The 12,332-nt window shown below is 38.5% G+C and carries 11 protein-coding genes and 1 pseudogene; 5 read left to right on the top strand and 7 right to left on the bottom strand.

The window, feature by feature from the left end; all coding sequences use genetic code 11:
* Positions 1–37 precede the first annotated feature (37 nt).
* The 6 genes and pseudogenes from ACFOGI_RS14490 to ACFOGI_RS14465 form a co-directional block, all read right to left on the bottom strand.
* On the bottom strand, positions 38–751 hold the full coding sequence (locus ACFOGI_RS14490) for a DnaD domain-containing protein (RefSeq protein WP_390274056.1): 714 nt from the start codon (positions 749–751) through the stop codon (positions 38–40).
* Positions 752–820: 69 nt separating this feature from the next.
* Positions 821–1,390 (bottom strand): sigma-70 family RNA polymerase sigma factor, encoded by a 570-nt coding sequence (locus tag ACFOGI_RS14485; protein ID WP_390274054.1) that lies wholly within the window; start codon positions 1,388–1,390, stop codon positions 821–823.
* A gap of 43 nt (positions 1,391–1,433) precedes the next feature.
* Entirely contained in the window at positions 1,434–1,664 is a 231-nt protein-coding gene (locus ACFOGI_RS14480) for a helix-turn-helix domain-containing protein (protein ID WP_390274052.1), read from the bottom strand.
* 271 nt (positions 1,665–1,935) lie between these two features.
* Positions 1,936–2,067 (bottom strand): annotated as a pseudogene (locus ACFOGI_RS14475) (YvrJ family protein); the annotation flags it as partial.
* A 185-nt stretch (positions 2,068–2,252) separates the two neighbouring features.
* On the bottom strand, positions 2,253–2,474 hold the full coding sequence (locus tag ACFOGI_RS14470) for a DUF2922 domain-containing protein (RefSeq protein WP_390270475.1): 222 nt from the start codon (positions 2,472–2,474) through the stop codon (positions 2,253–2,255).
* A 37-nt stretch (positions 2,475–2,511) separates the two neighbouring features.
* Positions 2,512–2,733, bottom strand: a complete 222-nt coding sequence (locus ACFOGI_RS14465) for a DUF1659 domain-containing protein (protein WP_390274050.1) — start codon at positions 2,731–2,733, stop codon at positions 2,512–2,514.
* A 329-nt stretch (positions 2,734–3,062) separates the two neighbouring features.
* Between ACFOGI_RS14465 and ACFOGI_RS14460 the strand changes: the two genes are divergently transcribed.
* The gene (locus tag ACFOGI_RS14460) at positions 3,063–4,676 is read left to right on the top strand and encodes a GmrSD restriction endonuclease domain-containing protein (RefSeq protein ID WP_390274048.1); all 1,614 of its coding nucleotides are present in this window, start codon (positions 3,063–3,065) and stop codon (positions 4,674–4,676) included.
* 141 nt (positions 4,677–4,817) lie between these two features.
* Here ACFOGI_RS14460 and ACFOGI_RS14455 read toward each other — a convergent pair whose 3' ends face one another.
* Positions 4,818–5,738 (bottom strand): DsbA family protein, encoded by a 921-nt coding sequence (locus tag ACFOGI_RS14455; RefSeq protein WP_390274045.1) that lies wholly within the window; start codon positions 5,736–5,738, stop codon positions 4,818–4,820.
* 172 nt (positions 5,739–5,910) lie between these two features.
* Between ACFOGI_RS14455 and ACFOGI_RS14450 the strand changes: the two genes are divergently transcribed.
* The 4 genes from ACFOGI_RS14450 (at position 5,911) to ACFOGI_RS14435 (ending at position 11,872) form a co-directional block, all read left to right on the top strand.
* On the top strand, positions 5,911–6,465 hold the full coding sequence (locus ACFOGI_RS14450) for a TetR/AcrR family transcriptional regulator (protein WP_390274043.1): 555 nt from the start codon (positions 5,911–5,913) through the stop codon (positions 6,463–6,465).
* Positions 6,466–6,584: 119 nt separating this feature from the next.
* Complete coding sequence (locus tag ACFOGI_RS14445) at positions 6,585–9,095, top strand: McrB family protein (RefSeq protein WP_390274041.1); 2,511 nt, start codon at positions 6,585–6,587, stop codon at positions 9,093–9,095.
* The gene (locus ACFOGI_RS14440) at positions 9,067–11,571 is read left to right on the top strand and encodes a DUF2357 domain-containing protein (RefSeq protein ID WP_390274038.1); all 2,505 of its coding nucleotides are present in this window, start codon (positions 9,067–9,069) and stop codon (positions 11,569–11,571) included. The genes ACFOGI_RS14445 and ACFOGI_RS14440 overlap by 29 nt, the downstream gene beginning before the upstream one ends.
* 127 nt (positions 11,572–11,698) lie before the next feature.
* Entirely contained in the window at positions 11,699–11,872 is a 174-nt protein-coding gene (locus tag ACFOGI_RS14435; RefSeq protein WP_390274035.1) for a hypothetical protein, read from the top strand.
* Positions 11,873–12,332: the final 460 nt, after the last annotated feature.

Here is a 12,332-nt window from a genome sequence, read left to right as displayed (position 1 = left end):
ATCAAATTGATGTCCGGCTTGGGTCAAAAAGATGGCATTACTGGGTCAATTCGATGGCTGTAAACACATACCGCCAGGTCACTTTGCCTTGTGACACAGCCAGTTTCATTGCATGCAAAACCAAGGGTTCACCCATGTCGTTGATCCAGCTCATGATGTCTTCAGCGATGAATGGGCTGATGACTCCGAAATTTTCCTGGTAGAAACGGACGGCATCAGCTGCTGGTTGGTTTTGTTTTGTTTGATCTTGTTTATGTATTTGTTTAAATAATGGGTCGGGACTGTGGTCGGAAGTGCGGTCGGCTTTGTGGTCGTGAGTGTGGTCCATAGTGTCGTCAACAGTGTGGACGAATGTTAATGTGTGGTCTGCACTGTGGTCAGGTTTAAGGGGGGCCGGAGGGGTTATTAGGAGGCTCTCCTGTTCTGCTGATGGATGGACAGGCTGGACTGTTCTCTCCTCATGGTAATCTGTCTCTTGGGAAATGATCTGATAGATGGCTGCGCGGTTGCTTCCCTGGCTCTGCCAGATGATATATCCTTTTTCCTGCAGTTCTGTGCGGGCGGTTTTGAAAGCGGTCGCTTTAAGTCCTGATTTTCCCTGCAGCATGCAAACAGCGACAGAGAATTTTTCCTTCCATCCGCTGAGGTTATTGAAATGCATGAGGGCATGCCATAGGGAAACAGCTGATCCAGAGAGTGGTTGGAAGACGATTTTGTTATAGAAGGCATTGATTTCTTTTATGTAGTTCATGTTCCTGCTCCTTGTCTATATGTTTTTAAGGTGGTGTGCCCGGAAAACGGACACACCTGTAATTTTATATCAGTTCATCATTTCTTCTTTCAGCAACTGGCGGAATTCCTCGGTGCGCAGCTTTTTCCATACTTGTTTCCCCCAGCTTTTGACTGCTTCCTGGGTGGTATTTTCCTGTATGGCGATTTCTTTGATTGGCATGTTGTCGATGATGAAATAGTACACCCATTTCCATTGATTCTGGGTCAGTCGGGATTTGAGTTGTATCCATAAGGAGGGTTTGTCCCAAAGCAATTCAGTGAATGCAGAAGGGGTTTCCGGAGATTCATCAGGGGGGAGGGAGAGTTCATCAGCTAGATAGTTGGCTTTTTCTTCTTGGATGTAGCTTTCCAGTTTCTCTTGTTCCCGGATGTCTTTGCGGAGTCGGTCGATGAGGCGGTTTCGGATCATGTAGTTGAAATAGGTGGCCATTGGTCCCTTATCTGGCTCATAGCGTTCATAAGCATTCCACATGGCACAAAGGCCTTCCTGGAAATATTCCTTGTGTGGGTCGATGATGTTGAGTTTGCTGATTTGGTAGTGGATTCGTCGTTGGTTCTGTTGGTAGATTTCTTCGAACGAGGGTTTCTGATAGGTCATGGGATAGCTCCTTTTGAGGTGTGATGAAGGAGTAAGAGGAAATTTATGTGCGATCCTTTTCAAGCATTTCCTTTATGTCGATAGAGGGAAGGTCCAAGGCTTGAACTACTTTTGCTATTGTTGACCACCGGGGATCTTTTTTTCCGTTTTCCAGTTTACTGATATACTTTTCATCCATGTTTGTTTCATCTGCTAGTCTTTCTTGGGTCCACTTGCGGTCGAGCCGTTTTCTTTTTATATACTTACCGAATTCTCTACTAGTTAGATTGGTCACCTTCCCACCTCCTTCTCACAGATAATTATCCTTAAAGGAAAGGGAATGGAGAACGTCCTATAGGGCACCTTTTGAAAAAAGTTGAAAATTAATTAATAAAGAAGAGGGTTAAATGAAAAAAAAGCGTGTCTCCGTATATATTGCGGAGAGCACGCTATAGACTGTGGTGTGTTTTTTAAGTTTGTTTAGGAAAATTTAATTTATGTCCTTATCTATTATGAACTTGCTTGATGTCGGCATTGAATTCCTCGTGTTTGTTGTTGCTAATAGATCTCATTCTGTCAGGAAGTTCATGGATTGATTCGATCAACAGATTGAGCTTCCCTTCAATTCGGTGTAATAGATAGAATGTCACCGCTATCGGGAAGCCCACTTCTGCGATGAAAGGAATGAAGGTTTCCATGATGAGGTGCCTCCTTTACTTTGGAATAGGAAAGTGCTGAGCCAGAGTGGATTATAAAATAGTGGGGTTCTATATATCGATACTCTACTGATCTGATTTAATCTGAGTGACTCCTCTCGCATTCGTCTTCCCTAAAGCAAGTCAGCGGACGGTGCCAAGAGCACGGTCCGCTGGGTCAGTGGTCATTATTCTAAGCCGAGGTCAATGTCGGAGGTGTTGCGCTCGACGATACGGGCGCTGTGCTTTTCGACGAGGTCGCCGCCTGAGGAGATGAAGGCATTTTGGGTGATGATTTCATCCATGGCTGCGTTGATGGCTGCGGGGTCGGCGGGTTCCACCGGGGTGTCCAGGGAATAGGTGACGATTTTCCCCATCGCATTTTTAAATTTCAATTCCAGCTTTTTCATTTAAATTCCTCCTTTCCATCTTATCCATTAATCGTTGTTATTCCGACAATAATGAGGTGTCGCGGATCTCCATCAGGTAGAGCGGCAGCTGCTGCAGGCCGACCAGTGCATTGGCGATAGGGTAGAGCTGCTCTGGTGTTGTACCGATTTTGACGTTGGTGAAGCTTTTTGTGCGATAGATGTCTTTTCCTGTTTCCAGGTCTGTGCCTTCCCTCAGGATGAGGCGGAGCGTGGAATCAATTTTGATTGCTTGTGCCATGTTGTATCCCCCCTTTCACCTCTATAATCGATTGGGCTTTGGCAGAGGGGGCATATTTTAACAATTTAGTAGGGTTTGGTATGGGAGATTTTATTCGTATCGCTCCAATTACCATCCTAATATATTCATCTGGCTTCACCACTAGTATGGAAATGTTTAGTTATTTTTTCACTATGTATAAAACCTATTTGCTATTGAGTAAAAACGGTTTTTTTTTGTAAAAACCTAATTCTAAATCTCTTGTTTAGCGAATATGCTTTATCTGATATAATATTGTGATGGTTATACCATGCAATTAAGTTAAAATATAAAATTGTAGGTGGTAAAAAATGCAATCAATAGTGCCCAGTTTAAAAAATGATAGCTATACATATCAACAAATAATTAACGAAATTGATAGTGGATATATAAAATTACCATTGTTTCAGAGGGAATATGTATGGACAGTTAAGGAAGCGGCAAAACTTTTGGATTCTATAATAAAAGGGTATCCGATTGGGAGTTTTGTTTTTTGGGAGACAGATGAATACCTAGGATCTATACGAAATATTGGTGGTATTGATTTACCTACAGACAATAGAGGTAAAACAAACTACGTATTAGATGGGCAACAAAGGATAACGAGTTTTTACGCAAGTCTTAAGGGTGCTAAAGTAAAAAAGGGTAACACTACAGAAGATTTCTCCATGTTATATATTGACCTTACAAAAGATGAAGAATCAGAGGATTTAGTTATTACAGATCATGAAGGATTAAGAGAATATGAGTTCATATCATTAATGGATTTAATGGACAGTAAAGCTAATGCTCAATTTTTGCGTTCCTGCCCTGAAGAGATATTTAATAAGGTTAATAGTTACAAAGAAAAGATTATGCAATATCCATTCTCAATAATAGTTATCTCTCACGTGACTTTATATACTGCGACGGACATCTTTGCAAGAATCAATAATTCAGGTAAATCACTCAGTATAGAGGAGATCATGAGGGCGAGAACATATAGTGCAGAAAGAGATTTTGATTTATTTAAACAGTTTGATAAAGTTCAAAGAAATCTAGACTCTGTAGGATATGGTACTGTAAAACTAAAATCTATCCTACAATTGATTGCTATTATACTTCGTAGAAGCTGTACAGGGAAAACAATTCTATCACTTGAGAGAGACGCTTTTATAGATGTTTGGGGTAAAGCAATAGACGCTTTAGAATATGCTATTGATTATCTGAGACGGAAGAATAATATAAAAGTATCTAAACTATTACCAAATCCAACAATTTTGATCTCATACTCATACTTTTTCTATTTAAATAATTCTCCAAGACCGAATGAAAGCCAAAGCAATTACCTTGAAGACTTTTTTTGGAGAGTATCTTTGACAGAAAGGTACTCAAATGCTTCTGATGCAAAAATTAATCAAGATATCAAACAAATAATAGAAATATCCAATAATAGAAAGCCAAATTATGTAGGATATGAACCACTTGATTTATCAGTAGACGGTTTAATCGCTAGAGGTCATTTCAATTCAAATAGAGGATTCGTAAAAGCGATACTATGTCTGTACAGTTCTTTTTTACCTAGAGCGTTTGATGATGATTCAATTGTTACATTAGACAATGACTGGTTAAAAATAGCTACAAGCAAAAATTACCATCATTTCTTCCCAAAAAGTTATATGAAGGGGAAAGCAGACGAATTTAAGTATGATAATGTCTTTAATATTACCTTGGTAGATGAATTTTTAAATAAATCCCGGATTGGTTCCAAGCCCCCAAGTGAGTATATGGATAAATTTAGGGGTGAGAACAGCAAGTTAGAGGATACAATGAAAAGTCATTTGATAGATGTAAATACAGACGGAATCTTTGAGAACGACTTTGATAAGTTTATCACTAACCGTACAAAGCGTGTGATTGGGGAATTAAAGAAGCGTATTATTTAGAGTGATTAGGCACTAGTACACGGGAGCTAACAGGTATAGTCAGCACGGTTTATAGGTTCAGGAGAAAAGAGTGTCTTCGCCATGATAGATTGGTGAAAACACTCTTTTCTAATATTATTCAAAGCTGCAATCATTTTTCCGTTACGCCTTCACAACATACTTCTCCCCGAGCAGTTCCTTTTCTTCAAATGTGCCTGGGGCTAATTCATTTTCAACAAATGATGGAAGGTCGGATGGATTCACATCATACATGACCTCGATTTCTTTGGCGAAAAGCAGCTTTTCCTGTTCGAGGAGCTTGGAAAGGCTGGGCAGCTGCCCCGCTTTCGGTTCCTCGCCATTCAAAACTTGAGACAGTGCGGAAACATAGTAATTCAGGGAGCGGCTGCCGACAACTTTTACCCCTGTGTTTTCTTCATTCACCATGACAATGGTAGGGAAGCCTCTTGCACCTAGCTTTCCGGCGAGTGAGAAGTCTTCGTGCAATAGCTGCTCTCCGGTTTGTTCTTCAGACTCATGGACGATTGCCTCGCCATCCAGGCCCAGCCCGTTTACAATATCGATCATGACCTGTCTTTCTCCGATGTTTTGATTGAATGCGAACAGCGTTTCCCTGGCACGGCGGATATATTCAAAGGCCAGTTCGTCATCATGCCTTTGCTGAATGACTTTGAATACACGGGAAGGCGGGAAGGAGGATTGGACGGGATTTTCAACCATCAAGGAGCCATCAATGGGCATACGCGTTTGTTCCCCGACCTCTCTCCAGTGTCCGGCGACATCCGCTGGTCCGTAGATTCCGTTGGCAGGGTCGACCGGTTCGAATCCCCATTTTTCCAACAGTCCACCCATTACGGTCTGGAAGTTGAAGTAATGTCCATATTGCTCTTTGAAGCGGCGAAGGGTGGGCTCAAGCGCCCAGCAATGGGAGCAGATCGGGTCTGTCACATAATAGAGGTCTACTTTTTTCTTGGGATTCAAATCGATCATCTCCATCACCGCATCATCTGCTGTACCACATACACCGGTTTCCATGTCACAAATCAAAAAATTATTGTTCATGTAATTCCCCTCTTTCTTCTAGAGTCAGAAAAGCAATATTTTGTTCTAGAAATCTGATTGTTTATACTTCTATATTAGTCCATAATGAATAGCAGAAACACCAATAGTTCATCGGTTCTGTCGTTTATACAACAGATCGGAGAATTTGTTGGAAAACCAGGAGGGACTGTACGTGAGTGAATCTAAGACGGATCCCCGTATTCTTCGTACGCGAAGGTTGATCATGGACGCTTTCATTGAACTTTCGGGAAAGAAGGAGTTCAAGGATATAACCATCAAAGACATCACCACAGCAGCGATGATCAACCGTGCCACATTCTATTATCATTTTGACAACATCTATGATTTGCTTGAAAAGGTGTTATCCGAAGTCCTGCTGATCAATTTGGAAGGCAGCATCTACGAAAATAGTGTCCTCAATGAAGAAACATTCATCCGTCTCTTCAAAGCGATCACGGATTTTCAGTTATCCTTATCGAACCGTTGCCATCGAGGATATGATGACATCATCGCCCGCATCATCCGCGACCAGTTGCAAGTCATCTTCCATAAATTGCTGGTCCATCAACATGGTGAAGGTACGGATCAGGAGCTGAGAACCACTGCGGTCATGTTGAGTTGGGGCCTGTATGGGGCTTCCGTGGAATGGAGGAGCAGCAACGGACACGTACCTCCTGAGGAATATATCAAAGGGGTCGTACCGCTTCTGATAAATGGGATTAGTTAGAGGAAAAATTTACGTGGCTAATTATACTCATTACTTAATGGTCTGTTTGAGACAATCTACCTAAATTGAGCGAAGAGTATTATATTAATCTTTGAAGTAAGGATGGTAGGTGAAAATTTATGTTGATTAATGCGATAATTTCTTACCTAACTAATATAAAAGAATTAAAAATTATTTCTCAACAAGAAACAAACCGAATCACTGATGTAGATACAGAATCTTTTTTTATAGAAACAAAAGACTCAATAGCTAAATATCATAATGGTGAGTCTGATAACCCACGGATAAAAGTAGCAGTAGAATCTGTTAAATTAGAAATAGAACGGTTATTAGAGAGTAGGCAACTCAAACGAGGAGATGTTGCTAGTCATCAAGGGAGATCAACATTTATTTGTTCATTAATAGCCCAACTTCCCTTTGTTAGGGCAAGTTATGAAAATGAGAGTATCATTATTAGGTTAAGAGAATTTCAAACAGATGAGCTTCCTTCAGAGCAATATCAGAAAGTCATTAAATTTCTAGAAGAAATAATAGATGAGAAATATGAACCAGCGACACTTAGTAGCCAAATTCAGGGGAATTTATACCGTGTGAAATCTAGAGGGAGACAAGATTTAAGAATGCTTGGGTTCCTTGATGGAAATCATACAAAAAACATAGAAAAGATTGAAGGCTATATATCAAACGAAGATAAATCTGAATTCATGAAAAGAATAGTACAAAAGCTGCCATATTTTAAGGTAGTAATAGAATTATTAAAAGGTTTAACTGACTATACAAAAAGGGAAAAACAGCAAATTCTATCAGAACTTGCAATGTACATTGTTCGTAATTCAATACAAGGGAACTTAATGAAAGAATCTGTTTCAAAAGAGAGAACACATAATTTACTTATCTATTTAGAGGAAGTTGGGTTAATTGATGAGGAGTGGAATTTAATGATGGATGGTCAAATTAGGACAAAGTTATTAAGAGTAATGAATGAATACCTTCCTGAGAAAAATACTCAATTTAAAGCAAATGAATTAGGAAGTTTTGTCAGAAATGACCTGGTTGAATCATTTAAAAACTTATCTATTATAGACAATGATAAATACATCATAAAAGCTTCTGTAGGACAAGGGAACTGGGCTCAAGTGCCATGGTTAGCAATTATGCATAAAGATATTACTACAACCACACAAGAGGGCTATTATATTGTATACCTATTCAGTGAAGATATGGAACGGCTTTATTTAACTTTAGCTCAAGGAGTAACAAACAATTCAAAAGAACAGATAGAATATATTAACCAAGACATTAGGAGGAAAGTTATAGTACATCCTAATACATATACAGATAACGCTCTTGATTTAGGCATTAGTAATAAAGCAATAGGATATCGGAATTCAACTGCTCTTTATATACCATATGAAAAAGATAGATTACCTAGTGAAGAGCAGTTACAAGAAGATCTATCAGTAATGCTCAACTATTATGAGGAATATATTAATAAGTCAGGACAAACTGTCAATGAACCGGCAAGTGAAATGGTAAGTGAATCAGATGAGAGCATCATTGACCATATCTATTCTTTTATTGAGTCAAAAGGATTTTATTATAAAAAAGACGAAGTCAAAAATTTGTTTCTATCCTTAAGAACGAAACCTTTTGTTATCTTGTCAGGGATTTCAGGGACAGGGAAAACCAAAATAATAGAATTGTTTGCCGAAAGTCTTGGAGCCACTGAAGAAAATGGGCAATTTAAGTTAGTGCCTGTAAGGCCAGACTGGAGTGATGGTTCTGACATACTTGGGTATGTGGATATAAAAGGGGATTTTCAGGCTGGACCCTTAACAACATTCATTCAAAGAGCTCAGAACGATAAAGCTAAGCCTTACTTTGTTGTGTTAGATGAAATGAATCTTGCGCGAGTAGAATACTATTTCAGTGACTTCTTAAGTGTTATTGAAAGTAGGAAATGGAAAGACGGAGAGATTACAACATCTTCTTTATTACAACAAGGTCAATTAGATAATAAATTAACCATTCCCCCTAATTTATATGTTATCGGTACGGTTAATATGGATGAAACTACTCACCCATTTAGCAAGAAAGTATTAGATCGTGCAAACATGATTGAGTTCAATGAAGTATTACTGGACCATTTTAACTTTTCTAGTACTAAAGAACCGAGTCCAAAACTAATACCAAATGAACGCATCCAATCTAAGTATCTTCATTTAAAGGATGCATATGATCAACACCAGCAAATCATACATGATGTAACGGAGCGGCTTGTAGAGTTAAATAAGCTGCTTATACCAATTCATGCGCATATAGGATATAGGGTTCGTGATGAGATCTGTTTTTATTTAATATATAGTAGATATTTAATGGGTTTTGAGAATGCTTTTGATTATCAGCTTCACCAGAAAATATTACCGAGAATCACGGCAAGTGAACCAAGGGCTTTTAATGTATTAGAATCTATCTATAAATACTGTACTAATCACCAATTTGAAGAGGAAGAGCCAGAAAACCAAGAAGAAATTATTAATAATGCTAAGTATCCGAAATCTGCGAAGAAAGTATATGAAATGTTAAGAAGGGGGCAGATTGATGGCTTCACTTCTTTCTGGGGCGGTTAATGAAGATACGGAATTAGTAAAAATAGAAACTTCCGATTTTCACCTATATATAAAGGGAAAACCTTATCACGATAAATATGAGGGATTACAAAATTATAAGATGATCGAAATGGACCAAACGATGGAGTTCTCCGCAACGGGAGAAGGCGTTCAATCGGTATTAGTTTATGACCTACAAGAAGAAAAACTTACAAGTAAATCGGCTGTAGCTCCTATATTTTTTGAAAACCGTGTATACCAATTAGTAATTACTCCCAAAAGTGATAAAAGGTTATCTTTTTATCATGAGCACCCTGCTTTACGAAAGGCAATTTCACGTGTTGGTACATACCCTCATCAGGTGTTGATGGGAAATCTTCAATTTCAAAATGAAGTAGGATATTCTGTATTTGAGATTCATGACGAGAATAGAAATACTTTATTACAAGTTACGATGGAGATTTTTCCGATAAAGTTAAATTATAAAGAGGATTATAAAAAGCTATTGGATGAAGTTAATGATGAAGTGTATAATCTAGCATACCATTTTATAAAAAAAACATATTTAGGTGCAACGACTTCGATTACTTCTAAACCTACATGGTCAGAGTTCTATCGTATATTTAATAATCATTTCACCCGTTTGATGAAGTCCATTAATATTATTGAGAGACAACCCCATTACCAATTAAATAAGACGTATAAGAAGGTGAGGGGAGACCAGCTAAAAAAGATGAATGCAGCTGGCCGTAATTATCTAAGAAAGAGGCCACAACTCTTCAGAAAGGTATCAGAAGGTTTACCAGTAAACGGGCAAAACATGATGCCAGAACATGGTCTTAACGTAAAAAAAGAACTATCTTATAATACTTTAGAAAACCAATTTATCAAATATATTATGAAACGGTTAGAAAATCAGCTAGAAGGGCTGCTAAATGCTATTGAATTATCGAGGCACCCATATAAAAAAGATAGTGATACGAAGTTACTCGAGAAAATTAGCAAGATGAAGATAAAGCTTGAAGGGAAAAGGAGGGCGCCTTTCTGGAGGCAAGTGGGGGAACTTGATCGTTCTGTTATGAGCCTGGTCATGCAAATGGCGCCGGGATACAGGGATGTTTATAAAATTTATTTAACCGTATCCCGCGGACTTGTTCTTCACGGACAGTTATATAAAATGTCTGTAAAAGATGTTGCTACATTATATGAGTATTGGACATTTATCAAATTAGGCCAAATATTAGCAGCGAAGTATCCTATGATAAGTCATGATATTATTAAGGTTAAGCGCGGTGGTTTATTTGTCCAATTGGATGAAACCTCGTCTGCTAAAAGGGTATTTAAACATCCAGTTACAAATGAGAAGATTACTTTACATTTTCAAAGAGCTAATCGTGGTTTACCAACTGTTTCACAGAAGCCAGACTCTATACTAAGCATAGAAAAAAACGGTAAAGATTATACTTACCAGTATATATTTGACGCAAAATACCGTTTAGATTTTGCTGCGGCCGGTACTTACTATAGGCGCCATTATAGACATCCCGGTCCATTAGAGGAAGATATTAATACGATGCACCGCTATAGGGATGCACTCGTAACAAATGAAAGTGGAAGTTATGAAAGATATTCTTTTGGAGCGTATGTATTATTTCCCTGGTTTGATGAGAAAAGTTTTGAAGAGCATGACTTCTATAAGAGTATTGACCAGGTTAATATCGGTGGATTGCCTTTCTTGCCTAAAAGTACACGCTTAGTAGAGCAATTTATCGAAAGGCTAATTGAAAAAAGTCCCGAGGAACTTCAAAAAGAGGGGATTCTTCCAAAGGGAACCTTGGGTTCTTGGACATCCTCCTTGGACGAGAAGGTTATAATAGGAAAAGTAGAAAGCGAAGATATTTACCAGGATAGTATGAAAAATAAGAGGTTTATCATAGACAGAGAATATTTAAACCCTGGGTGGCAGGAAGCAAAGTATGTTGGATTGTACCTTCCTAAAAAAACGTTTGGAGATCGTACAGGTGTTTCTTTAATAGGTGAAATTGAAAAAATAAATGTGAGTACCGCAGATGAGTTAGATATAGTAAGTAAAAAGGGAAAGTATGTTGTGTTCGAAGTTAAGGTATGGAGTTCTCTTTCAAAGACAATTAAACCAGTTAATTACGGGATCATACATTATATGATAACTACCTTAAATAATGTAAAAGAAGCAAAGGAACTTCCTGAACTTTATATGAAATCAAGAGAAGAGTTACAAATCTGGAAAATGTTAAGGAGAATCTCTGATCAAGCACGTCTCCAACTAGATAATGCAAGTGTTGACTTCGCTGAAAGGGTATCCCGATTTGAAATGCAAGGATTAGTAGTTAGTGTGGATGAGACAGAAGAGAAGATAGTAATTACTAAGGGCAAAACTGAAACAACAGTTTCGTTGAATTTGTTAAAGAACCAGCCTTTTAAAATGTTTCGACTCGTAAGTGAACTATTTACAAGATGAATAGTAGTTTCTAGGTTAATCTTTAACTAGTAGAAAAGTAGGGCATAGCCCAGTACTGCGGGGACAGGAGTTAAGGGCATGTATTATGTAACTACTAGAGTAATTCACCTTATTGGAGGGCCAGATAATGAAAAACAATACAGGCTACATCCTGTTGATCATATTTTTGGCAGGGATTGCAGCACTGCTCGATATCAAATTCAAAGGCATGTTCTACCGCCAATTGCCAGCTGGTGTACAGGAGCGTCTGGATCAATGGAGTGAGCAGGCGATTCGGCAGGCAGTGAAGGAACAGCAATAGCAGAAGGATCCGGAAAAAAACTAAAAGGCATGAGCCCGGTATGATACCGGACTCATGCCAACAAGTTGCCTGTTTTTGAGACCACTTCCTATCACGGGTGGTCTTCATTTATGTTTGTGGACGTTTCCTTTTGAAAACAGTGAGAAACAAAAAGTAAATAAGAAGGCCGGTGACAAAGGCAGCCAAGGCCCCGAACCCTGTTCCTTCCGACACAAAATGATTTCCCTCTACTTGGATATTGAACAGTTCTTGCCCGAAAATTTCCGGTTTGGAAGTCACTTGGTTAGAATCACGTATTAGGAAAAACAAGGGCAGGATGGTGTACCAACGTACAAAAACAAAAAAGACATACCACTGGATAGGTATTTAAAGAATGTTTGCATAATACTACACTGTTTATGGCATTCTAAAAATGTAAGGTTTGGCAGCTAATATATGTAGTATCTGAGCATAAAAAAGT

It is taken from the genome of Virgibacillus xinjiangensis (assembly GCF_042643145.1).
GTDB classification, from domain to species: Bacteria; Bacillota; Bacilli; order Bacillales; family Amphibacillaceae; genus Virgibacillus_O; species Virgibacillus_O xinjiangensis.
The sequence above is the reverse complement of the archived record's forward strand: the minus strand, read 5'-3'. Positions and strand labels throughout refer to the sequence as shown.

Coding starts and splice junctions, on each gene's coding strand:
- ACFOGI_RS14490 (WP_390274056.1), bottom strand. CDS start 751: ATGAACTACATAAAAGAAATCAATGCCTTCTATAACAAAATCGTCTTC.
- ACFOGI_RS14485 (WP_390274054.1), bottom strand. CDS start 1,390: ATGACCTATCAGAAACCCTCGTTCGAAGAAATCTACCAACAGAACCAA.
- ACFOGI_RS14470 (WP_390270475.1), bottom strand. CDS start 2,474: ATGAAAAAGCTGGAATTGAAATTTAAAAATGCGATGGGGAAAATCGTC.
- ACFOGI_RS14465 (WP_390274050.1), bottom strand. CDS start 2,733: ATGGCACAAGCAATCAAAATTGATTCCACGCTCCGCCTCATCCTGAGG.
- ACFOGI_RS14460 (WP_390274048.1), top strand. CDS start 3,063: ATGCAATCAATAGTGCCCAGTTTAAAAAATGATAGCTATACATATCAA.
- ACFOGI_RS14455 (WP_390274045.1), bottom strand. CDS start 5,738: ATGAACAATAATTTTTTGATTTGTGACATGGAAACCGGTGTATGTGGT.
- ACFOGI_RS14445 (WP_390274041.1), top strand. CDS start 6,585: ATGTTGATTAATGCGATAATTTCTTACCTAACTAATATAAAAGAATTA.
- ACFOGI_RS14440 (WP_390274038.1), top strand. CDS start 9,067: ATGGCTTCACTTCTTTCTGGGGCGGTTAATGAAGATACGGAATTAGTA.
- ACFOGI_RS14435 (WP_390274035.1), top strand. CDS start 11,699: ATGAAAAACAATACAGGCTACATCCTGTTGATCATATTTTTGGCAGGG.